At 61.5% G+C, this 21807-nt stretch carries 32 protein-coding genes and 2 tRNA genes; all 34 read right to left on the bottom strand.

The window, feature by feature from the left end; all coding sequences use genetic code 11:
• Positions 1-26: 26 nt before the first annotated feature.
• Entirely contained in the window at positions 27-347 is a 321-nt protein-coding gene (locus ACZ5EF_RS11120) for a hypothetical protein (protein ID WP_346064149.1), read from the bottom strand.
• Positions 348-413: 66 nt separating this feature from the next.
• Positions 414-884: a hypothetical protein gene (locus ACZ5EF_RS11115; RefSeq protein WP_346064148.1), complete on the bottom strand. Its 471-nt coding sequence runs from the start codon at positions 882-884 to the stop codon at positions 414-416.
• Positions 885-933: 49 nt separating this feature from the next.
• On the bottom strand, positions 934-1974 hold the full coding sequence (locus ACZ5EF_RS11110; protein ID WP_346064147.1) for a N4-gp56 family major capsid protein: 1041 nt from the start codon (positions 1972-1974) through the stop codon (positions 934-936).
• A gap of 18 nt (positions 1975-1992) precedes the next feature.
• Positions 1993-2916, bottom strand: coding sequence for a hypothetical protein (locus ACZ5EF_RS11105; RefSeq protein WP_346064146.1), 924 nt, complete (start codon positions 2914-2916; stop codon positions 1993-1995).
• Positions 2917-2935: 19 nt separating this feature from the next.
• Positions 2936-3163 carry a hypothetical protein gene (locus ACZ5EF_RS11100; RefSeq protein ID WP_346064145.1) on the bottom strand — a complete coding sequence of 76 codons (228 nt, stop codon included), beginning with the start codon at positions 3161-3163 and terminating at the stop codon, positions 2936-2938.
• Entirely contained in the window at positions 3160-3378 is a 219-nt protein-coding gene (locus tag ACZ5EF_RS11095; RefSeq protein WP_346064144.1) for a hypothetical protein, read from the bottom strand. Before ACZ5EF_RS11095 ends, ACZ5EF_RS11100 begins: the two co-directional genes overlap by 4 nt.
• A gap of 1 nt (position 3379) precedes the next feature.
• Entirely contained in the window at positions 3380-5710 is a 2331-nt protein-coding gene (locus ACZ5EF_RS11090) for a cell envelope integrity TolA family protein (RefSeq protein ID WP_346064143.1), read from the bottom strand.
• A complete protein-coding gene (locus ACZ5EF_RS11085; RefSeq protein WP_346064142.1) occupies positions 5707-6078 on the bottom strand; it encodes a hypothetical protein in 372 nt (123 codons plus the stop codon). Before ACZ5EF_RS11085 ends, ACZ5EF_RS11090 begins: the two co-directional genes overlap by 4 nt.
• On the bottom strand, positions 6079-7398 hold the full coding sequence (locus tag ACZ5EF_RS11080) for a PBSX family phage terminase large subunit (RefSeq protein ID WP_346064141.1): 1320 nt from the start codon (positions 7396-7398) through the stop codon (positions 6079-6081).
• The gene (locus ACZ5EF_RS11075; RefSeq protein WP_346064140.1) at positions 7388-7867 is read right to left on the bottom strand and encodes a DNA-packaging protein; all 480 of its coding nucleotides are present in this window, start codon (positions 7865-7867) and stop codon (positions 7388-7390) included. The genes ACZ5EF_RS11080 and ACZ5EF_RS11075 overlap by 11 nt, the downstream gene beginning before the upstream one ends.
• Before the next feature lie 30 nt (positions 7868-7897).
• Positions 7898-8797, bottom strand: coding sequence for a hypothetical protein (locus ACZ5EF_RS11070; protein ID WP_346064139.1), 900 nt, complete (start codon positions 8795-8797; stop codon positions 7898-7900).
• Positions 8798-9122: 325 nt separating this feature from the next.
• On the bottom strand, positions 9123-9287 hold the full coding sequence (locus ACZ5EF_RS11065; protein WP_346064138.1) for a hypothetical protein: 165 nt from the start codon (positions 9285-9287) through the stop codon (positions 9123-9125).
• 176 nt (positions 9288-9463) lie between these two features.
• Entirely contained in the window at positions 9464-9649 is a 186-nt protein-coding gene (locus ACZ5EF_RS11060) for a hypothetical protein (protein ID WP_346064137.1), read from the bottom strand.
• Positions 9650-9719: 70 nt separating this feature from the next.
• Entirely contained in the window at positions 9720-10079 is a 360-nt protein-coding gene (locus ACZ5EF_RS11055) for a DUF1353 domain-containing protein (RefSeq protein WP_346064136.1), read from the bottom strand.
• Positions 10079-10387: a hypothetical protein gene (locus ACZ5EF_RS11050; protein WP_346064135.1), complete on the bottom strand. Its 309-nt coding sequence runs from the start codon at positions 10385-10387 to the stop codon at positions 10079-10081. The genes ACZ5EF_RS11055 and ACZ5EF_RS11050 overlap by 1 nt, the downstream gene beginning before the upstream one ends.
• Before the next feature lie 181 nt (positions 10388-10568).
• Positions 10569-10823: a hypothetical protein gene (locus tag ACZ5EF_RS11045; RefSeq protein ID WP_346064134.1), complete on the bottom strand. Its 255-nt coding sequence runs from the start codon at positions 10821-10823 to the stop codon at positions 10569-10571.
• A complete protein-coding gene (locus tag ACZ5EF_RS11040; protein WP_346064133.1) occupies positions 10816-11325 on the bottom strand; it encodes a lysozyme in 510 nt (169 codons plus the stop codon). The genes ACZ5EF_RS11045 and ACZ5EF_RS11040 overlap by 8 nt, the downstream gene beginning before the upstream one ends.
• Positions 11326-11437: 112 nt before the next feature.
• Positions 11438-11513, bottom strand: a tRNA-Ile gene (locus ACZ5EF_RS11035).
• A 90-nt stretch (positions 11514-11603) separates the two neighbouring features.
• A tRNA-Tyr gene (locus tag ACZ5EF_RS11030) sits at positions 11604-11689 on the bottom strand.
• A gap of 413 nt (positions 11690-12102) precedes the next feature.
• Positions 12103-12681 carry an HNH endonuclease gene (locus tag ACZ5EF_RS11025; protein WP_346064132.1) on the bottom strand — a complete coding sequence of 193 codons (579 nt, stop codon included), beginning with the start codon at positions 12679-12681 and terminating at the stop codon, positions 12103-12105.
• Positions 12682-12741: 60 nt separating this feature from the next.
• The gene (locus ACZ5EF_RS11020; RefSeq protein WP_346064131.1) at positions 12742-12906 is read right to left on the bottom strand and encodes a hypothetical protein; all 165 of its coding nucleotides are present in this window, start codon (positions 12904-12906) and stop codon (positions 12742-12744) included.
• A gap of 166 nt (positions 12907-13072) precedes the next feature.
• Positions 13073-13330, bottom strand: coding sequence for a hypothetical protein (locus ACZ5EF_RS11015; RefSeq protein ID WP_346064130.1), 258 nt, complete (start codon positions 13328-13330; stop codon positions 13073-13075).
• A 49-nt stretch (positions 13331-13379) separates the two neighbouring features.
• Positions 13380-13634, bottom strand: coding sequence for a hypothetical protein (locus tag ACZ5EF_RS11010; RefSeq protein WP_346064129.1), 255 nt, complete (start codon positions 13632-13634; stop codon positions 13380-13382).
• Positions 13635-13718: 84 nt separating this feature from the next.
• Positions 13719-14384, bottom strand: coding sequence for a hypothetical protein (locus ACZ5EF_RS11005; RefSeq protein WP_346064128.1), 666 nt, complete (start codon positions 14382-14384; stop codon positions 13719-13721).
• A 105-nt stretch (positions 14385-14489) separates the two neighbouring features.
• Complete coding sequence (locus ACZ5EF_RS11000; RefSeq protein ID WP_346064127.1) at positions 14490-15623, bottom strand: hypothetical protein; 1134 nt, start codon at positions 15621-15623, stop codon at positions 14490-14492.
• The gene (locus ACZ5EF_RS10995; protein ID WP_346064126.1) at positions 15620-16090 is read right to left on the bottom strand and encodes a RuvC family protein; all 471 of its coding nucleotides are present in this window, start codon (positions 16088-16090) and stop codon (positions 15620-15622) included. Before ACZ5EF_RS10995 ends, ACZ5EF_RS11000 begins: the two co-directional genes overlap by 4 nt.
• Positions 16090-16509 carry a nuclease domain-containing protein gene (locus ACZ5EF_RS10990; RefSeq protein ID WP_346064125.1) on the bottom strand — a complete coding sequence of 140 codons (420 nt, stop codon included), beginning with the start codon at positions 16507-16509 and terminating at the stop codon, positions 16090-16092. The genes ACZ5EF_RS10995 and ACZ5EF_RS10990 overlap by 1 nt, the downstream gene beginning before the upstream one ends.
• Positions 16506-16976 carry a hypothetical protein gene (locus ACZ5EF_RS10985; RefSeq protein WP_346064124.1) on the bottom strand — a complete coding sequence of 157 codons (471 nt, stop codon included), beginning with the start codon at positions 16974-16976 and terminating at the stop codon, positions 16506-16508. The genes ACZ5EF_RS10990 and ACZ5EF_RS10985 overlap by 4 nt, the downstream gene beginning before the upstream one ends.
• Positions 16973-17254: a hypothetical protein gene (locus tag ACZ5EF_RS10980; RefSeq protein ID WP_346064123.1), complete on the bottom strand. Its 282-nt coding sequence runs from the start codon at positions 17252-17254 to the stop codon at positions 16973-16975. The genes ACZ5EF_RS10985 and ACZ5EF_RS10980 overlap by 4 nt, the downstream gene beginning before the upstream one ends.
• Positions 17251-17451 (bottom strand): hypothetical protein, encoded by a 201-nt coding sequence (locus ACZ5EF_RS10975; protein ID WP_346064122.1) that lies wholly within the window; start codon positions 17449-17451, stop codon positions 17251-17253. Before ACZ5EF_RS10975 ends, ACZ5EF_RS10980 begins: the two co-directional genes overlap by 4 nt.
• A complete protein-coding gene (locus tag ACZ5EF_RS10970; RefSeq protein ID WP_346064121.1) occupies positions 17448-17684 on the bottom strand; it encodes a hypothetical protein in 237 nt (78 codons plus the stop codon). The genes ACZ5EF_RS10975 and ACZ5EF_RS10970 overlap by 4 nt, the downstream gene beginning before the upstream one ends.
• Complete coding sequence (locus tag ACZ5EF_RS10965; RefSeq protein ID WP_346064120.1) at positions 17681-18241, bottom strand: hypothetical protein; 561 nt, start codon at positions 18239-18241, stop codon at positions 17681-17683. The genes ACZ5EF_RS10970 and ACZ5EF_RS10965 overlap by 4 nt, the downstream gene beginning before the upstream one ends.
• Positions 18238-21015 carry a toprim domain-containing protein gene (locus tag ACZ5EF_RS10960; RefSeq protein ID WP_346064119.1) on the bottom strand — a complete coding sequence of 926 codons (2778 nt, stop codon included), beginning with the start codon at positions 21013-21015 and terminating at the stop codon, positions 18238-18240. Before ACZ5EF_RS10960 ends, ACZ5EF_RS10965 begins: the two co-directional genes overlap by 4 nt.
• Positions 21012-21806, bottom strand: a complete 795-nt coding sequence (locus ACZ5EF_RS10955; protein WP_346064118.1) for a helix-turn-helix domain-containing protein — start codon at positions 21804-21806, stop codon at positions 21012-21014. Before ACZ5EF_RS10955 ends, ACZ5EF_RS10960 begins: the two co-directional genes overlap by 4 nt.
• Position 21807: the final 1 nt, after the last annotated feature.

Genomic DNA, 21807 nt, shown 5'->3' with positions numbered 1-21807 from the left:
CCAAGAAGTGAATGGCTAGGGGGGGGTTAGCTGGTCGAGGAGACCTTGAATGCCTCGAGCGCGTCGATGAGGGTGTTGATCTTGGTGCCCAGCGCATCCAGCGCCGCTTCCACCTCGGTGTCGCTGAATGTGGCGTTGAGCGCATGAGCGGTGGAGGCATCGGTGATCTTGGCTTGGGTGGTCCCGGAGGCGATGGTCGCACCGGTGCCGGCCAGCTTCTTGATCTCCGCAACGGTAACCTCGGATTCAGATCCGTCGGCATTGCCCAGCTTCATCTTGGAGTCTTTGCCAAGGCGCAGCTTGTCGGTGACGGTGAGGTTGTCTTGCTTGCCGAATAAACGAGCCATGGTGAATACCTCAGTTTGTCGAAGAAAAGCCCGCCGAAGCGGGCTGTTATGTCGAGGTGGTCAGGACTACGCCAGCAGGCCGGCCGGAGGCACGGCGAAGAAGTCGTAGAAGGTGTCGGTGATGTTGGCGGCGCCCAGGTCGGTGGTGCCCGACGTGAAGGTACTGCCACTAGTGACGATGCGGAAGCCGCCCAGGGGACAGTTATCTGCCGAGGGCTCGGGCCACTGGGCAATCACCTCGTCGTTGGCCAGATCCTCGGTAGCGACCTCGTCGCCCTTGACCAGGGACACAGTGCCACTGGCATTGATCTGCACCAGGTACAGGCAAGTGGTGTTGTCCGCCTGCTCGGCGAGCGCAGTCATGGCGATGTTGTCGGTATCCGCCTTGTGGTAGAGGACGCCGTCGATGCAGTAATCGGTGCCGGCGCCGTTGGGTGCCGCAGTCTTGATCGTCGCGGCGTTGGTACCCTCGGCCAGCCCGGCCTTGGACATGCAGAACGTGCCACCGTAGTGACGCTCGGAAAGGTTGTTGCTCATGGGGAGAACCTCACGTTAGCGAGGGGTCGCCGTCGCGACCCCAATCCGGTTACAGGTCGGTGGTGCCGGCCTCGACGATTGCCATCCAGCCATCGTTCTGGACGAATGCTGCGCTCCAGAACTTGGCACCCAGGTAGCCGCGCTGACCGAGCGGATCGCTCTTGTCCTGCTTGCTGGCCGGGATGTGGATGGGGTCCAGGGAGCCCATGCCGCGGAGCGCCACGTTGGCCCAGGCATCGGCGGCGACCACGATGTAGGGGTAGACGTCGATGTTGGAGCCACCGGTGGATTGCAGACCGGTGGTGCCGACGGCCGCGCCCGCATCGATGATCGGGTTGAGCTCCGGCGACACGATGAACCGGAAGTTCTCGACGCTGCCGATCTCGCACTCATGGAGTACCTTGCGGGTACCGTATTCCGCAGTAGCGATGAAGCCCGGCAGGTTGCGGATATCGTTCTCGCCGTCGGTGTGGACGTAGACGATATAGCCCTGCTCGACCGGGGCGGTGTTGTAATCCGCAGACGCGGACAGAACCTTGGTCACCGGGCGGCCGCGGTTACCCTTGATGGAGCGGGTGACCTTGCGCAGCAGGTTGAGAGAGATCGCCTCGTCCACGGTGGCGCGGGAGGTGCCGCCAGCGTAGAACTTGTTGGTGCAGCCCTTCAGCGCACCGTAGTCGATCATCTCGCGCACCAGGCCCATGCGCTCGCCGACCTGCTGCTTCATCTCATCGGGGATCTTGTCCTCGTAGAGGTCGGCAGTCTTGTCGGAGTAGCTGTACAGGCAGGCGTACTGCTGGAGCTGCACGGTGATGTCTTGCGGCGACAGGGTGTCGGCTGTCGGGGTGACGCCCTCAGTGGTGATGTGGTCGTTGGCGTCCACGGACCACTGGTTGATGGTGGTCGCGTTGGTGGTCGCACCACCTTTCGGCAGCCAGCGACGGTAGATCACGGTGTCGGACTGGTTCTTGCCAACCTTCTTCTGATCGCCGCTCATGCCGAGGGCGGTGACCGGTACGGCATGCTTGAGGATCTCGCCCTTAAGCTTGCCAATCCGCGGAGTCGCGGTGGAGTAGTTCTGGGTAGCCATGTTGGCCTCCTGGTCTGATTATCCTCGGCTGTTGAAAGCCTCGAGGAACTCTTCGTGCTCGGTTTTCGGTTGTCGCCGGGTCACTTGGCCACCGGTGGTGGGGGTGATGGCGCTTTCCAGCCTGGTTTTCTGGCGGCTTTGAGCGGTCAGATCAGGGGCCGAGGCCTTGGTGTGCTCTTGGAATGCATCAAGCACGGCGATGGCGTCGGCAGCGTTCTCGCTGGATGTTTTCTGCTGGATATCTTCCGGCTGATTGGCCAGCCAGTTCTGAAAGGCGTCGGTCTGGACGGTCTGCTCCCAATCGGGATACGCGTTGTCCAGTCGGGCCAGTTGTCGAGCGGTGCGCATTTGCTCCTGCGCGGCCTGTTCGGTGGATTGAAAGCGCTGGTTAAGCGCCTGCTCGTCAATCTGCGGGATTCGGCTCGCCACGGCGTCCAACCCTTCCTGTAAGGCCTCTGCCCATTCCGGGAAGTCGTCCTTCAGCGCCTTGAGCTTCTCTCCGCTCTGCATGGCCTCGTTGATCTGGGCTTTGCTGGGGGCCTCGCTACCTTGCTCCCTGGCGGCCTTGGAGGCGGCCGAGAGCTGTGTCAGGTTGTGCTTGAGTCCGCCAATGTGGCCCTCGATGTTACGAAGCCTGCCAGACAGACGTTGCTCCATCTGGCTCATCAGCCGTTCTTCCAGCTTCGCGATAGTGGAAGGTGAAAGGTTGGCCAATTCATCGTCGACAGATACTTCTGACGACTCTCCGTCGCCCTCTTCTGCCTCGGCGGCGACTTCTCGATTCTCGCCCTGGTCGTCCACCTCGGCATCGCCTTCACGACGCGCTTCCTCGGACACAGGCGGCGGCTCTTCACCCCGGCTGGCCGAGAGGAATGCAGCTTCTTCCTGCTCCTCGATCTGCTCGGGCGTCAGGTCGTCTTGGTTGGTCACTTCGGTGGACATATTTTTATCACCTTGCGGCTTATTGGTACGGGTTGCGGCGCGCGGGCGCTTGCGGGGTCGGCTTGTCACTCATGTCATTGAGCAACTCCCTCAGGACGGCAATCTGGCCACGGAGATGCGCGGTATCGACCGGACCGCGGTCAGCGTCATTCTTCTCGCGCAGCTTGGCCAGCTTTGCTTCGAGGGAGTCGTGCAGCTTCTTGAACCAGGCTTGCGTCTTATCGATCTCGCTGAAGGGATGGATCATTGCGCGGACTCGGCACGGTAGAGTTTGCCGCCGGCTGTCTCGAGGATCTCGCCTTGCAGCATCCAGGACATGGCATCCAGCGCTTTGATGGATTCGGGGACGTTATAGGCCATGACTGGGGTCCAACTCTCGCCGTCCTCAGAAACAAAAACGACCGCTTTTGCGGTCGCTGTGGCGGGGCGCATCTTGCGGCCCCTGGCGTCGAATAATGTCATATCACCCCCAGGAGTCGTAGCCATTGTCCATATTCTCTCGGCGCGCCTGGCGCTCGTTCTGCGAGTCGGTGAGCTTGGCTGCCTCGAGGTCGCGCTGGTTCTGCAACTGGGCGGAGGTCTTCTGCATCTCAGCCTCCAGCTTCTGGGATTCGATCCCGAGCTTGGCTTCAAGCTGGGCCAGCGTGACGCCCTGCTCGGATGCCATCTTCTGTCGGGCAATCTCCTGATCACTCTGCAACTCTGCGGCCTTGTACTGCTGATCAAACTGTTGCTGCTGGGCCTTGCGCTGCTCTTCGACCTGCCATTGCTCATGCTTGGCTTGTAGCTCCGCCTGTTTGAGCTCAAGCTGGGCCATCTTGGCCTGCATGCCGGCATCGTCTTGCGGCTGAGAAAGCTTGGTGACGATCTCGCGCCACTCCTCGTCGTCGAACTCGAACGCCTTGGGATCGAACTTGTCGGCGCGAAGCAGCTCCTTGGCCACGCGCTTGGGGTCAATGCCGAAAATGGGGTTCTGCGAGAGTTGCAGCCATTCCATCGTCTTCTCTTTCTGCACCGCACGCTCGACGAGGTTAGAGGAGCCGCGGGCATCGATCACAAACTCGCCTTTCTCGTCGTCCTCACCGTACTGGAGTAGGTAGGCGTAGTAACGGCGCACGTGAGGCTCGGTCACTAGGTCATCGAAAAGTCGCGCAATGCGTCGGCGCACGATGTTGGCGTTGTTGTTGAGGAGCTGAGTCTGGCCCAGGGTATCGAGCTTCTGGGCGCCCATCTGGCCCTGCATGATCATCGGCAACCCGGTGACGTCCTCAGCCATCTTGAGGCCGAGATAGATGATCGCCTGGAGCTCGTTGACCATCATGTCGAGCTTGAAGTAGCTGAACGCCCGGGACAGGTCCTCCAGGTCGGCGTCCTCCGATGCGATCCAGCCCTTGCGAGGGGCGAGCTCGGCCACCCCGTCCATAGGCTCGAGAATGCCGGGTTTGAATGCCCACATCGGTCCGCCAGCCAGGCCGGCGTTGTCCATCAAGTTGCGAGCCGCGCCGTTGATCATGCGCTGCGGGGTGCGGATCAGACGCGCGATACCCACGCCCCAAGGCATGCCGTTGCGCTTCTTCCAGACCATTACGTCATAAGGGAACTCGCCGGTGTCCAGCGGGTTCATCGTGGCCTTGATCACCCGGTTGTTAACCATGGTGATCTGCGCGGGGACAGTGTCGGGGGTCTCGTCGTCACACTCGCAGCCAGCGGACTCGAGGTCGTCCTTCTTCAGGTCGCCGTGGTAATACCATATCTCGTACAGCGATTTGGTCTCGCGCCGGCGCATGTCGCCCACCTCCTGGTGGACCTTGCCGGCCTCAGCGGGGCCTTCATCCAGCACCGCGAGAATCTGCCCCTCGTCGTAGCCGGGAGAGCCAATCAGCTCACGCAACTGCTTCTCGGTGATGTCGTCCCGCTCGAACACGAACGAGCCGTTGTGGATGCTGTCACCACAGCCGCCATCGGGGTACAGGTTCCGGTAATCAATGCGCTTGGAGACCGGCTTGATCTCCTCCTGGATAACCAGTCCGCCATCGACATAGGCCACATGGCGCTTGCGCATCGGGAAGGGGCCTTTGAGCACCCCAGAGCCCACCTTAGCGGCGTCCTCAATGACCTTGCGCACCTCGGCGTGGTATTGGCACTCGACGTGCCAGTCCTCGATGCGCTTCTGGGCAGCCCCGGCCTTGTCTTTGGCTTCATCGAGAATCCGGCGTGCCTCGGCAGCAATCTCTTGCTCTTTGCGCGCTACGTGCGCCTCAACCTCTTCCGGCGGCCGCCCCTGAGCTTCGGAGGCAATCTGCTGCCTGACTTGCGGCGGGATATCGCCCTCGGCGAAGGGGATCAGCTCCGCGACTGGCGTGGGCTCCAACTGCCACGCGCTGTCATCGGTGGGCAGCAGCATGTCGGCCAGGCTGGCACTCGCTGCATCGCAGTAGGTGCCGGTTACGTTCAGGAAGATGGTCGAAGAGGTGTCGTCGGCGTCAATCGTCTCTTGCCCGGGCGGCTTGGACGACCATGCAGCATTCTCGCCGCGATTCGCGTCATCAATGCCCTCGTAGAACTCCTCGTCTTGGAGCCACTCTTCCTCAATGCCAGAGGTATGGCGGGCAGCGATAGCCTCTGCGCGGCGCTGAGCCAGGGCGTTGCCCAGGGCGTCGAGTCGGGCGACTCGCTCCGCCTCGGCCTTCTCCATGGCGTCCTTGAGCTCTTCCAGCTCCTCGTCGTCCATCCCAGCCATCAGCTCGAGCAATTCTTCCTCGCTGAGCTGTTTTAGGGCGCGCATTTCCATCATGTGCGCATCCCGGTGCGTCGCAGGCACAGGACGCTGACATTGATGTCAGTGGTGCCGTCGCCGGCAGTGACCCTGGGGCGGGCGAGCTCGGTGATGCCATCCACGGCCCCCAGACCAGCAGCAGTGAACGACAACGCGTTGCCCTGGCGATCCTTGAGCGTGGCCCAAGTGGTGCCGCCGTCGTTGGAGCCCTCCCATACGACTGTACCGCCGGAACCGAAGGTGCCGGTGGCCTGCACGGTGCGGTCGAACCACTCCGCAAAAGGGAGCTCCGCGCCCACGTCATTGGTGGTGGTAAGGGTCTCGTAGACGACTTTCATTACCAAGCCGTCGCGCAGCGTGGTGACTGTTGGGTTGATAGTAGCCATTTAGTATCCCATTCCTCTGTCGCGCGGGCGGTGAACTTTGTAGGTGAGACGCTTTGCAGTGGACTTCGGGGGCTTGTGGCTGACTGCCATCAACCCGAACGCGTCGGCAGCATGCGATGACCAGTCGTGATTGGGCCCGAGCCCGATGTCGCGCTGCTCGTCTTTCTTCTCGTGATACCAGCCCAGGGCGTCTAGCCCTGGCTTGCAGGTGGCTTCGTTGAACCACATCGAAGGGAACAACCGGCGTGCCTCGTCGATGCGAGCGGAGGCGGCGCCCTTGCCCTGATTGGGCACCACGATCACGCGATATCCGGCCTGCTTGAATGCCGACTCGTAGCTGACCGAGAACACGCGGTCCTGCGTCTTGCCATCGTGCGGCAGGTAGACCTCGGAGGTGTCGGGCGTGTAGCCGCGATTGCGCATCCACCCCAGGTGATGACCCAACTCCTGGCCCTGCGCCTCGTAGTAATCGAGGATGCGGATCTCGTGACCAACGAACTGAACGGCCCACATCGCAAATGCGTCAGAGCGCGCACCTGTGCCGCCAATGTCGCAGAACAGCTTGATAGGCAAGTGCGGGTCTTTTGCGACTCGCCCAATCCGGTGCTGCATGCGAGCTTCGGTGATGTGGCGGGCGTAATAGGCACCCTCCACCACTCGGACGAAATCGCCTTCCCAGATGTGGTCGTACTGATCGGGACGCTTCTGCAAATCCTCCAGGCGCTCATGGTTGAGGACTTCGGGAAACCATGGGTTATCCCGCCAGTTCATCTCTACGATGACTGAGTCTTCAGGAGCGTCGATGCGGAAGCGCTTATTGGTCGCGCTGTTCTCGCGCTCCGGGTTCCAGGTGATCCAGATCTCGGAGTCGTGCTCGCGCACCGTGGGGATGACCTTCACCCAGGCCTTCTCGCTAACCGGCTCGGCCTCATCCACCCATAGGATGTGAATGCGCGCCTTGGACTTGATGCTGTCCAGGTTGTGCCGGAGACCGGCAAAGGCGAACTCGATATTGCGGTCGGCAGTGCGGATGTACTTCTCACCGATGTCGTAATGCGCGGCAAGCCACGGCTCGGACTGGATGGCTGCCTTGACCTCGGACATGGACGACTCGTCCAGGGAGTTCATGAACTCCCGCCCGCATAGGATCAGTCCCGACTTGCCTTCCTGGGCCAGCATGTAGCCGCGGATGGCAGCCATCTTTGCGAAGGTGCGCGTCTTGGCTGAACCCCTGCCTCCGTAGGCGCCACGGTAGCGAACGTTCTGGGCGGCAAAGACGGGGATCAGCTTCGGCGGTATCTTGACCTGCTTAGTGGTCATCGCCGGTGTCCGCTACCAGCTCAACGCGAGTGACGGTTTCGATGGGTCCGCCGTTGGCGCCGGTGTGCTCGTGGGAGTTGGCGTCTTTCAGCCCAAGATCTCGGGCGATGATGCTAGCGTTCAGCAAATCAGCCGCGGCGCCACTGAACTTCTGATCGCGGATTATGGATTCCACTCGCGTGACGATCGGGGAAAAATCTTCAGCGCTTCTCCAGTCTCGCCACGTCGTCGGGTCTATATCCAGGAAGATGCATAGTCCATCCAGAGTCATGGCTCGCATCTTCGGCACGGTCGCCGTGACGATCTCGCCTTGGTGGTGAAACGGCTTCGATTCCCACAGCGGATTCTTCTCTACCCACTGGAAGTATTCGCAGCAGGCAGCCCACAGCACCTCCGCAGAGGCGAACAGCTTGTCTCTGCCGTGCTTCGTCCTGGCCTTCCAGAACTGGTTGCCTTTAGGTGCTGCCATTTGAGCCTCTTCGTGTTGCGCGTCCCCAGGTTAATAACCCCAGGTGCGCTCTTCGAACTTCAGGGTGATGATGCCGCTTGTCCCTCCACCGGCGCCGGGGAGTTGCGTTGCGACCACATATGCAGATGTCGGGGGAAAGCCCCGCATCAATCCGGCATTGGCTCCGACGAGCGATGCATGAGCAGTGGCGCCGGAGGTTCGAACTCTCCTGACTGGATAGGGCGAGTCATCGTCTATCGTGATTCCGCCGGTGGCCGACACCCCATCCGTCCATGCGGTTGTCTGTAGCGCATAGCTAGGCGCGAACGATGTCACGTTGAGCGGGTGGGCCTTTGATGTCACGTTAGTGGCGAAGGTCCCGGTCTCGGTAATCTGATCAGCCCGATAGACGCGGTAGTAGAGCGATCCATCGTCTACTGACAGTTGGGAGTCGAGGAGGATGACGTCTACCGGCAGGTCGAACCTAAACACCTGTGTCTCGCCTGCCGCGAGGGATAGCTCATACTCCCAGGCGAACTGCTGGGCTGCCCAAAACCCCGGCTCGCCGGTGTCCACACGCATGCGGCGAAATCCGTCCGGCCCACTCGCCAACTCAGGGGTTACGTCCACCTCGGCAGCCCCGTACCCAGCGCCACTACCCGTGTCATGAAACGACTCGGTGACGGTGATGGAACCGCTACCCACTACGCCCGACAGCGTGAAGCGATAGCGGCCAACAGGGCTGCCGACCCTGAGCGTAAACGGCTGACTGACATCCACCACGCCGTGAGGGACAGATAGCCATGCCGCCCCAGAGTGGGGGTATTTCGCCTCTACGGTAAGCGTGCCAGCCGTGACCCCTTCAGGGGCAATCGTGAGCACGCGAGCGCTGAGAATGCTTTCGGCGGGGAATTCGTACGCGCCGTTATCTCCAGGGATGACATACGGCATGTGCGAGGCCCCTTCCTGCTGGGTTTAGATGTAGGGCCGCCGCATCACCTCTCGGTGAGTTGGCGGATGCGCGGTTCTCCAGTGACCGGCTTGGAGATCTGGATCACCTCCTGAGGCTCTCCGCCTAGATTCAGCAATACGTGGTGGTCAGGTCGTGGCTACCCGGCCAGGGATGGATGGGCGATTCCGGCAGGTAGGGCAGGGGGTCGTACCTCGGCACCATGTCGTTCTGGTGGCCACACTTCCACATGATGTAGGCCATCGCCGGCGTGGGTGCGCAGGCTGGCCGGAATATCGGTGCGATACGTGGCGCAGGGTAGGCGGGTCACAGTAGCCATGCGCTCTCCTCGGTGAGCATCACCAAATTGCGGTCGTCATCCCAGGCGAATGACCAAGCGGCCAGCTCGTCTATCAGCGCCTGGGTGTGTTCGTCTGGGGTGAGGCCGTCAGGGCTGAGATGGCCGGGGAGGGTGGGGAGGTCAGTGGCCATCTCACTGCCTCGGCAGCGCCTTTGCCTGGACGATGATCCAGCGCTCCAGCTGCTCGGGGGTCAGACCGGCAGGGACCACCCGACAGCCGCTGTTAACGGCCTCTCTCATGCGGGATAGGTCGAAATCAGGCATCAGACGCCCTTTCTTTCGGACAAGAACCAGTCTTCTTCGCGCATCACTCAACCCTCTTGATCTTGGCGCCCCAGCTGCCCAGCAGGGCGGCGGCGAGTATCGCTACCTCGGTAGGTAGTTGGAGGCCCAACCACTGCTCGGCGGCGAGCATTAGTAGGGCAGGGAGGCCCACGCCCAGGGAATCGGCATTTTGCCGGCCGGTGGCGGCCAGTTGGTCTCGGATAGTCATCGCCCGCTCCTATGCCACACGAACCCAGCGATCATGCTGCCGACGATCCACGCCTCGCGGGCTCGGATCTCTATGCGCCGTGCCAGGCGCGCCATCCGCCCACGCGGACGCCGGCCCACATGATCCATGCTCGCCATCTCGGCTCACTCTCTAGTAACGCGTCGCGGAAAATCTGATCGGCCTGGCGGCGGCTCCATTGAGGGGCGCCGTGGCGATAGAGGTAATCGTGGATAACCGCTGCCCGGTGGCCTGTGTCGCCGGTCAGCACGAACACGAACGGCAGGCGCGGCACGGATGCATAGTCGGTCACAAACCCTGACGGCGCCTCGATCAGTTGACCGTAGCGAGCCGAGCTGTAGATCAGATCGCGGGCCAGCCGCCATTGGCCTGGGCCGTGGGCGACGGTGTGGAGGTTCGTGAGAAACGGCATCACTCGGCCTCGAACCGCTCGCGGTCGCGCTCAGCCTGCTCCACATCGATATCCAGCTCGCCGTCAGGAATCAGCGAGAGGATATCGGTGCAGGCACCGGACGGAGGGACAGGCACGCCGGCAGCGCGAAGAGCCGCAAGGCGAAAGGCACGCTCTCGCGGGTCGGCGGTGGCGCAGTATTCGGCCTGGAGTTGAATGACGGTACCGGTCAGGTCGCCCACCTGATAGCCGTCATCCAGCGGTGACTGGACTGAGGCACAGGCGGTCAGCGCCAGAGCGAGACAGGCGGTGAGTAGGAGGCGGATCATAGTCGATACCATAGTCGATACCCCGGAAGACAGGTGGCTTGGAATCCGCGCACAGAGCCCCGCGGATAGGCGTTGAGGATGGCTTGGGCGCGCTCTTGGCAGTCGGACTCGGTCGCCAATGGCCCGCTGCTGGTGTACTCGACTCCCGTGGAGAGGGTGATGACCAGCAGCAGTTGGAAAATCATGAGCGGCTCGAAGTGTTCTGCGAGATCTCCAGCAGGAGGCGGTTGGTCTCCTGCTGCGAGGCGTGCATGTTGGCCTCGAGGCGGTCTATCCGAGCGTTAACCCGCTCCATGTCCTCGCGGTGCCAGCGGTAGAGCAGGCCGGCCAGGCTGAACACGCCCAGGGTCAGGACGCCCAGGGCCCAGCGCAGCAGGGTAGGCGTCTGCTCGAACAGCATCTCCCAGACGTTGAGCGGTGTTTGCGGGTCACTCATCCGCGCCTCCCGTGTCAACCTCTCTCGACCAAGGGCCGACTGCATCGGCCTTCTCCGGCTCGACCGGTTCTAGGAATAACCGGCGCTCGTCCTCGCGGCGCTTGACCAGGCCGGGCAGAACCTTGCCCCCGCCCTTGTTCCAGCGCAGGAACTCATCGGCGGCGCCTTTCCGGTCGCCGGCATTGAGCTTGCGGAGGAGGGTCGATTTTTGCAGGGCGCCCGCGCCGATGTTGTAGGTGAGCAGGACTAGGGCGTCGAATTCGTTTTGATTAAGCTGCACCTCGACGCAGCGGCGTACCGTATCCTCGAAGCGCTCGGCATCCGCAGCCAGCAGCTCGATGGCGCGCGACTTGTCGATTACCATGCCCGGCGTCACCGGTTTGCCGTCTACGCGAGTGGTGCCAAACCCTATGGTCCAGACGCCAGCGGGGCAGCGGTAGGCCTGGAGCCGCAGGCCCTCGTGGCCCTGGAGCTTGCGCAGGCCACGAGCGGATAGCTCCATGGTCACCTCGGGAATAGGTGGCCATCCTTGGCCGGGGGGACACGCCAGCAAGCGCCAGCGCAGGAAAAGAAAACCCCGCAGCAAGCCGAAGCAAGTGCGGAGCCGTGTTGAGTGGTGGGCCACCGGGATTCGAACCCTGCCCTCATCGGTTATGAGCCGAGTGCTCTCGCCAAGTGAGCTAGAGGCCCTTGAAGGGTGCCACCCGATCCATGGCGGAGATCTAGGTCCGCAGGGCGGCATAAACGAAGACGCCCCGCCAATATGCGGGGCGTCGGAATTGGTGGAGCGCGGACGGAATCGAACCTCTCAGCCAGCGGCGACCGGGTTACAGCCGGTTGTGCGTCCCAGCGCACAGTCACGCTCCAGATACCGCCCGTGGTGCGCATATCCGCCGGGCTCGACTGATGCCGCGACATAGAGGCGTGGGCGGTAATTTTGCAAATGCCGGGAGCGACCCGGCATGCCTGCGGCGGACTAGCATTCCCATCCCATGCAGGACTTAAGCCCCGATGCAAGCAGAGCGGGGAGACCACGAAAAAGCCCCGCCGGCAAGGGCGAGGCTTTAAATAGGTGCTCGGCTCACACTCCCACCACACTGGACCCTGGGAGTCTACGCAACGCATCGGCGTTTCGCTGGAATCTCACCAGCTCGTCAGGCGCGTTGAAACGGTCCAGCCTGGATGCCTACTTGCCGAGCGGCGGCATCGTACGCTCTGTGTAAGCCCGCGCAGTGGCGAGGCTAAAAATGGGTCGGCTCTGATCGTACCTTCCGCGAGCCTACACCAAAGTGTCTTCTAAAGTTTGCGGTTTGTCAAGCCCCGACTTTGGCAAACCATGTCGTTCTGTAAACCCGTTTTTAAGTCTCTCGGACCGTGCGGCGCGCGCAGCATCCTCCTTGTTTTCAAAATATCCCAAGGTTCTCTGTACGCCGCCCAAACCCATACGCGCAACCCAGAATCCAGTCGCCTTGTCCCAGACCACGCCGCAGGCACCGCTTGTGTTGTTTTTCGGCATGGCCCTGTTCTTACTGTTGGCCCCTCCCGACCCGTCGCGCATGTTTGCCCACCGGTTGTCCTGAGTGTTTCCATTTATGTGGTCAATCTCACGCGGCGGCTCCTGGGCCGTCATCAGCTTCCAGATAACCCTGTGTGCGTAAACCTGGCGCGACTTACCCGATGGATACTCGACCGCCACCACTCTGTACAAGGCGCCGCCGACATCTGCGACGTGACCGGCCTCGCTGCTCGCCCGACGAGCCTTGTTTGAGAGTTTTCGATATTGTATGCGGCCAGTATCTTCGTCGTAGTCAAACTGCACCCGAAGATCCTGAAATCCAGGAAGTTCTATTCTCTCCATGGGGTAGTTCCTCGCGCTACCAATACTTAAATCCATTTTAATCTATTTTCTAGATATGGATCACTCGGCGACAACAGGAGCCTTCTTTGCCGATGAGGTGCCAGACCTTCTCTCGGCATACTCCTTGACGGCCCGGAACAGGTTGGGGTTATCCTGTCGCCACCGGTAGACGGTTGACTCCGGCTTGTGGATAGCGGCGGCTATCTCTCGCATAGTGACGTTCATTGCTCAATCCTCATAGACGACCATCACGCCCTATGATCTCTCTATCGGGGTGGGCGGGGCCCGGTGGTAATCGTGGCGCCCATTCTACCTGCCTGTTCGGCAGCTATTTCACCCGAAGGGTAAAGTCATGATTTCCTAAGCTGCCTTTTCGGCAGCGAATTGATCACTACATCCGTTGACGATAAGCCATCCCCTGGATAGCGTGCGCTCTCGCCTCCCTTACCAATTGCGGGCGGCGCTTATGCAGGTAAGCAATGCCGGCCTCAATAGCTGCCGAAGGGGTCGAATGGTGCCCCTGTATGTCTCCAGACGTGCTGCCGTCGTCTCTGACGATCTGCCAGCCCCAGGTTCCATCCTGCCACTGGGCCACATCGACAAATGTGAGTAGCGCCAGGTCGACATTCTCACGAAGGTTCTCGCTCATGTTATCGCCTCCAGTGAAGAAATGCCCCGGCATGGCCGGGGCGGCTTCATCATTCAGCCATGATGATGTCTGACTTGTGGGTCTGGATGTGCTCGGACAATTCTTCCTCGCTTGTGGGCGCCTCGCCGATTCCGATCTCGCCACCCCAGTTCCTAATGATCTCGGCGGGGGTGTCGATGTCCAGCAGGGCGGACTTGATCTCTTCGACTCCGTTCTGGCCTCCGGCAGAAACCCAGTTGGCTACCAGGGCGGTCAGTGCGTCGTTGCGGGTGCTGTATGCGATGCCCTCGATTGCGTAGCTCATGTCGTCTCTCCTGGTGCGTCTCGTCTTGGTGTGCTCTCATAATAGGAGACAACCGGGAGGGCGTCAAGCATTATAGAAGACTTTTTACACCACCCCCGCCTTAGCCAACGCCAGCAGCTCCGCCCGGCCCTGGCATGCTGCGAATCTGATGGCCTGTCCGTTGCAGAACAGCGGCTTCTGCTCTACCACCCTGGTACGGCGAGTGCGCGGCACGATCTCTGCCTCATGGATCCCCTGCGCCTGCCTCTTCACAGGCACCTCTACCATGCTCTCGACGGTCACCATCTCCACGCCCGGCGGCCACCCCAGGAGCTGGGCATAGAAGCCCAGACGATTGGCAATGTAGTCGTACCCCTTGGACCACACATGGTCACAGCCTAGCGCTGGGTTGAGTTTGGCCGCTTGGATTAGCACGGCAAGGAGCTGTCTGTCTGGGATTCGCGCCGCCTCGATGAATCGGCGGGCATGCTCGTGCGCCGCATGCACCCTAATGCCCTTGTCGTATGCCGACGCCAGCGGCTCCCGGGCAGCATCGGCCCCGCCTGGCTGCATGCCGATGTTGGCCGTAGGGCTGATCGGCGCGCAGCCGAGATGCTGGAACTCAGGGTCTTCGCGCCGCTGGACCTCCATGCTCAGTACGCGCTGTACATAGGCCCGCGCCGCCTCGTCCTGGCCCTCGTCCTCGGTGGCCGCCAGCTTGCGCAGCCTGTCCATGCTCACTCGCTGATAAAACGGTGCCAGTGCTGTCATGCCTACCTCCTCCTCGGATCATTCATGTAGCGCCGCTCGGGTGGGCGCTCTGATTGTTTGTCGCTCCTCGCGTTGCCCATAACCCCTCCGGGGTATATTTGGTGTTTATGCCCCCTGAGGGATATCGATCATCCGCGGATTGACCGTGTGCCGGGCCACCTCGCCGTGCTCGTCATGCAGCACGATGCATTTCATGTCCCGGGGTGAGCGGTAGCCGCCCCAGGTGGCGTAGGCGTCCTTTGCCGCCAGGGTGCGGAATGACTCGACAGTCACGCCGGCATAGTCCTTGACGCTCTGGTGGTGAACGTGACCGACCCACCAGTAGCGGTGCTCGGTCTCGCCCCAGTCCTGGGGTCGGTCGGTGGCCATGACGCCAGGCAGCTTGTCGGGCTTGATGCTATGGCCGTGGTGACAGCCCACGAACGTCTTGCCATGCCGGAAATACATGGCCGGCTCGGGGCTGGTGTCGACGTAGACGCGGGGCTCGTCTTCATAGACGTGGCTGAGGCAGACGGCGAGGAACAGGGCGCCGGTATCGTCGTGATTGCCGACGATGTTGAGCACACGAACTTCGGCGTGCTTCTCCAATGCGGATTCGATGCACTGGCGCATGACCTTTACGCCTACTGAGATCATCTTGGCGTAGCGCCCATCAAGATCGAGGCTGTGGCCAGAGCGACTAGTCACACCCTCCATGTTGTCGGCATGCAGCCAGTCGCCCAGGTTGACGATGGTGGCGTGATGACAAGCGGGAGCCCTGGCGACCAACTCAGCCATGGCGCCGCACTGGATGCGCTCGGTCAGCTCCAGATTCCAATCCTCGCCGGTCTCGGCTGGCCAAGAGAGCATCCCACAATGAAGGTCTCCGATGGGGTAGCAGGCCATCAGCTCTCGGCGGGTGTCGCCTGGCGCGGGGCGGTGGGCGACCCTGGGTAGCTCGGAGGCCATGCCTTGGATGGCGGCTAGCATCATCTCGTGCTGCCGCTCCCGATCCTCGCTGAACTTGTACCAGATCGGCTTTCCCTCGGGGTTTGTCCTCATATCGGAGACGCCCTTGAGCTTCCAGCCGTCTGGTATCTCGCGAGTCAGGTCGTGTTCAGGGCTCCAGCCCTTGCGTGCCAACTCCAACTTGAGGCGCTTGAACCGATACCAGCCGACGCCGTGCTGCGACTTTAGGCGCTTAGAACCCCAGCCTTGGCGCAGTAGCTCGATGATCTCCTCGTCCGTGATATCGCTCATGACACCTCCGATATGTTGCCCATAATCTGACGACCGTACTCAGCCAGGCACACTGCATCGGCCATGCCGTCATGCGGAACACGCTTGCGCCCGGGCGTCAGGTCGATAGACGGGTAGGCGCGGCGGACGAATGCGATTGCCGCATCCTTGTCCTTGGTGGTGCCGGCCAATACCGCCTTCTTCCAGGCTTGGGGTGTCACGAGCCGATAGGGGATGCCTAGCGCCTCGCAGACTCCAATCACAATCCCAAAGCCCATGCCGAACTTGAATGTGCTGCTTACACCTTGCTTGGGCATGGCGTGGACCTTCTCGATGATCACCACGTCAGGTGTCAGGGACTTGAGTTGAGCGGCAATCTTGTGGCCGTCGATGTCTTTGCCGATTAGTGGCATCGGGACGGCATAGCTGGCATCGCCGTCGATTCCTGCGATGCCCCCGGACTGCCCTGGGTCGATTCCAATGATCATTACTCGCCCTCCTCAATCTTGATCACGCCCTTCTCGACCAACCGGCGCCAAGTTCGGACCATCGCCCGGCGCATGTAGAAGTCCTTGAACATCGGCTCCCCGGCGTCAGGCCATGGGCGGCGGCCATCCAGAACGTCGTGACAGGCATGACAGGCGAAACAGCTCGACAGGTCGTCCACCTTCCCACCCATAATCCCGCCCTCATGGGGCAGGTGGGCGAGCACAGTGGTCTCTGTGTTGTGGCGGCAGATGCCGGCGATCTGCACGGTGCATAGCTCGCCCTGGGCAGCCTGGCGGATTGCGCTGTGGTGGGTGGCGTCGTTGGCTGGCTTCTTGGCAGGCTTGCGCTTCATGGGTTTACGCTTCGGTCCAGGCCCGGCCTTGAGAGGCGTTTTCCTGCGCAAAGTTGAACGCTTCATGCCGCCACCTCGCGATATTCCTCATAGGCCTTCATGGCCTTGTCGCTCCACGCCACCCCGTATTCAGTGCCCACCGAATACAGGAACTCTACAAACTGGGAGGCCTCACTCTTTAGGAACCCCTTCGTGGAGGGGCGCACATAGACCGGCTCTTGCGTCTGCCAGTCCCAAACCCTCTCGCCAGGATGGGCAAGGGGCGTGCCAGCCTCCTCCATCTCGCGGGCAAACTGGTTGACGAGCACAGCTTTGACGCCCTCGGCGGAATATCCGCGGAAGCACTGGCGGTGAATGTCGTGAATCATCGCGTGATACTTCTCTTCCTGGATGCGGCTCTTGCTCGGGTACCGGATTGCTATTTCGAAGGGGCGCCCGCCCTGGACGCCTTTCGTTGCTGCCGACTTGACTCGCTCAATGGCCGGCGAGTAGTCGGCAGGGGATGCGACGGGGATCACCAACTCTTTGCTCATGCCGTAATCCCCCATTCCTCGCGGATCACCTCGTAGTCATCGGCGTCCTCGCCGTGATCGTCGATACGGAGGAGTGTCCTGGCAGGCCTGATAGACTCCTGTCCATCGGGGTCATTGGTGATCCAGGCAGGTTCTCCGGTTGCGTAAACCTCGCCATCGATGCTTGAGCGGAACTTGAATCCTGTAGGCTTGAACTCTACGCATTCCACCGCCATCCCCGCCTCTGGGTCATTGATCACCAGAGCCAGGCACCCCGGCTCTAAGGGTCGAATGCTCATGACTCGACCTCCCGGATGTTTTCCATGTCGCGCAGAGCGAAATCTCGGGTTGCGTTTTTTTCCAAGTCTCGCGCCGTCATCAGCCATTGGGGCTCAGGGTGATAATCGGTGCTCGCCCAAGCGATGCTGATAGGAATGGCACGACGGGTAGCGCGCTCGCCACGCCAGTTGGTGTACTCGAATTCGATAGGTTTCATACCCCACCCCTCTTGGCCCGATACTCCTCGTCGTAGCTCCACGACGGCGTGATGATCTCCAGGGCGCTGCTCGGGTTACCGGCGATTCGACGCACGCGGTAGAGGCCCAGTCCGGCGGAGAAAACGCCATACCTCCGCCCACTGATCTCGGCGCGGTCTGACGCAATGCGGATAGCGTGATCCGGGCAGTTGGTGAGGCTCGTGCGGCGGTTGCATTTGATGGCTGCGATCATGATTCCGCCCTCCATCCCGGACCCGGGTGGCGTCCCTCGGCGTGGGCCCGGCGCATCGACTCACCCCGGCGCTCGCCATTGCGGCGGATCCACTGGCGGTGCAGGGCGGGGCGCTGATTGATGATCTTCCACACCCAGCCAGCAGAGACGTTCAGCCGCCTGGCTATCTCGGTGGTCGACACGTCCTGCATCGCTAGCGTGATGGCCCTGGCCTCGACGTCAGCCGGCTTGACCTTGTAGTCCACGCCGGGCTGTTGCAGGCCGAAATACTGGGCCTTGCCACGGATACTGCCGATGGGGCGGCCCATGTGCTCAGCGATGCGCTTGGCGGGCCACTCCGGGTGGCGGTAGTGGTCGATCAGGAATTGGTCTTCCTCAGGCGTCCAGCGGCGGGTCTCGGGGCCGCGTCCGCCGAACAGACCCAGGCGAGAGAGGCGGCTGGAGACGCTGCCACGACTGATCCCCATGATCTCGGCGATCTCGCGAGTGGTCTTGTGCTCAGCCCAGAGTCGGCGGAGGGTGGCGACTAGATCAGGTGTCCAGTTCATGCGTTTCATGCGGCCTCCTGTGCGCTAAAGGCGACCATCGGCTGAGCGCGGTGGGATTCCCGCCCCAGGTATTGGAATGAGGCGCGGTCGAACCACAGGGCGATGGTTCCCTCCCAGGCGGTGCCGCCGCGTTGCTTGCTGACGATCATGCGGACGTCGCCCTCGTCCTGGTGCTCAGGCTTAACGGTGGGGTCTTGTTCCATCCGCTCGGTCTCGCGCTCCTTTGGCTTGTTGCGCCACACGGTGACCACGTTGTCCGCCATGTCGGTCAATGAGGCCCCGCCGCGCACGTCCATCTTGTTGGGCGGGCGATTCTCGTCCATTCCCTTACGCGGGTGGGCGACGAGGTGAACGTGGACGTCCATCTCATGGGCAAACCCGGTGATGGCGTTGATGGCGCGCTTCTGGCCGTCGTAGTCCTCTTCCCCAAGCCCCAGCTTGGCGAGCGAGTCGACGATGAAGTGCTTGACCCCGTAGCGCCGGGCGGCGTAACGAAATGCGGCCAGCATGTCGTTCAGGTCGGCGGAGCCCAGTTGGTCGTAGATCCACAGCCGGCCACGCATGGCGTCCAGGATGCGGTCGGCGTAGGCGTGTGACGGGGCGCCGATGCCGGCGGCCTGGCGGACCATCCGCAGCAGGTTGATCTCCGGCTTCATCTCCATGGAGGCGACGCAGAACGAGGCGCCGGATTTGATGATCGACGACACAGCGATGAAGCCCAGCAACTGGCTCTTGCCATGGCCGTTCCAGCCGGTCCAGATGGTCGTCTCCGAGCCACGGAAGCGGATTTGCTGTTCGGTCTTGTCCCAGGGCAGGGCCAGGCCGCTGTTCTCCATCGGGTTTTCCAGCAGACGATGGAGGCCTGGGGCGAAGGCGTCCACACTCACCAGCTTCTCGGGGTCCATGCTCTCGGCATGGGCATAGCAGGCGGCGATATCCGCCTCGGGGATCATCCCGGTCAGGCAGTCGTTCCAGTCCTTGGACGGCAGGCGGACGATGCGGCAACGCTCGCGCCCCAGGCGCTTGACGATCTCCGCCACGCCTTCCTGGCCGGCGGTGTCGTTGTCCATCGCCAGGTAGATTTCGTCAAAGCGCTGGAGGCGGTCGTACTCGTATTCAATCCAGCGTTGCTTGTCGCCAGCACCGCCACCAAACGGCACCGACAGGGCGGGGTAGCCAGCCTGCCAGGCAGACATGGCGTCGCAGTTGCCCGTGATGGTGACCTTTCCTTCCTGCCGGACCATCAGCATCCCCGAAGGAACCTGCACGCAAAACACATCGCCCTCGTAGGGGACTGCTTCATCCTTGCCTTTCAGCCGCTGCCATGAGGTTGTTTGCTTTCCATGAAGGATGGAAACCTTGTACCACTCACCAAAATCGTTACGCCGATGCATGATCGTGGAAACCCGGCCAGTGGTATGCGCTAGAGCCTGAACCCAGTCAGCATTAGCCTTTAGCTTGGATGAGAACTCAGACTGATTTCGCCCAGCTACGCCATTGCCGTCCCATTTCTCAAGCTCAGCAATAATGAATTCGCGCTCTTCCTGACTTGCCTGCTCTATCCATGACCACGGCAGCTCGCGTCCCGGCACCCACTCAGGAATTGAGAAACAGATGGAGTGGTAGCCATTGGCGATAGCGTTGTCGCTGAACTCAATACCGCTTTCCCGCAATACGCTGCGCAACCGATCGACCTTGCGGTCCTTCTTGAACCCGAATCGCGCATAGCGATGGCTCGGCGCTAAATTTCGTGCCGCGCCGCCCGCATAGGATTGCTTGCGTGCGTCGATCGAAGCATCTGCGCTCACCGCTAGACATACGGCAATCTGCGCCTTAGAGAGCCCCAACCCCGGGCCATTCAAAACCCCTACACGCGGGATCAGGTTTTGGGCATTGCGTGGGCCTTCGCTGGCGGCGTGCTTGTAGGTATTGCCCTTGTGGTCGATCGAGACCATCCGGTGCCCAGGCGTCGTTTCCGACACATACCCCCTGGATTCATACCTGACCAAATGACCGGAGAATGGCTTCTGGATGCGAGCCAGCGGACTGACGAATTCCATCTGGCCGTTTCTGTACTGGGCGACCTTCCCAGTCTGATAGTCGGAAAGCGCTACCCATCCGCTAGGCGTCATGATTTCAGCGCTACCGGGAAAGCATTCCCCTTCGACGATAGTGATCGTCCGCGCGTCAGGCGGCACTGCCTGCCAACCGAACAAGCAGGGCTCACAGTCAGCACTGGCTCGAATTTTCTTTTTCCCATCGGGCCGATCCACCCCCAGCCACTTGAGGAAGACCAGCTCGTCATCGCGCAGGAACGGGAACACGATGTTCCGCCCATCCTCGGCGATGCGGAACGCATCCAGGGTGGCGTCGGTCAGTCCGCGGCCCCGCAAGTAATCCCGCACGGGGCTCTCCGGCTTGGGCTTCTTGACGCTGGCCGGGCGCTCCGGGCGCTTGTACTCGCGCTTGGGCTTGGTGGTGCTGACCCGATACCGGTCATCACGGACACCCAGGTAGTCCTTGGCCTGCTGTATGGCCTCGGCCAGGGTCACGCGGTTGACCGCCATGAACAGGTCGATCAAGTCGCCACCTTCGCCGGTCGAGAAGTCCTTCCAGACCCCAGCCTTGTCGCCGTTGAGCACCACACCCAGGCTCTGCCCGGTATCACCCTCGACGTTACCAGCCTTCCACTCGCCGGAAGCCTTCTTGCCGTTGGGCAACAGCGTCCGGGCGACGCGCTCGGCGTCGTTGGCCAGAATCCGGCTCAGCTCGGCGGGGGTCATGACTGGCCCTCCGCCGCTAGGCGCTGGAGATACTCTTCGTAGGATTCCTGGGGTGCCTCGGGGATATAAACCTTGCTGCCGGAGTCATCGCTATGGGTGGCGGGGCGCCGCGGGAACTGGGCAACATTGCCGCCACGCTGAGCCTGGTACTCGCCGGCCTTGGTCAGCCAATTGCGGAAGGCCGCCTGCCAGTCCTTGAACTTACTGCCCTTGGCCAGGTGGTAATCACTGAATTTCTCCAGCTCGATTTCCATCGACACATTGGACTGGATGGCCCTTGACCGACATGTCTCGTTCGGCTTGAAGTCATTCGGGATAGAGTGCTTACGGGTGGCGCCTTTTGGCTTTGGTGCGGCTAACGGTTCTACTAACGGTTCAATAACGGTTTGGGTGACACCAATGTCACCCGTCTCACGACACCCATGACACCCGTCTGCGTCACCAGTGTCACCCGTGTCATTCACGTCAGGGGTGACAGCAATGTCACCCGTCTCACTGTAATCCGGGAGGGACTGCAGTCTTTTGACGTTGAGATGATATTGGCGAGTTGTCCCAGGGGCGCCTCCGTTGGTATTCCCAACAACCGAAACAAACCCTCTGTCAATCAGGCTGTGTAAAACTCGCTGAGCCTGGCGATCACTGACCCGCATTTTCTTTGCCAGCGCGCCGATTGAAGGGTAAAGTGAGCCGCCTTCGTCATTACACCAGTCCGCGAGAGCGAGCAGGCAGAGCATCTCAGATCCGCCATTCGGCCACTTTTCCCAGACCATCGTGGAAACCTTGATGCTCATA

The sequence above is a fragment of the Bisbaumannia salifodinae genome (genome assembly GCF_055388505.1).
The sequence above is the reverse complement of the archived record's forward strand: the minus strand, read 5'-3'. Positions and strand labels throughout refer to the sequence as shown.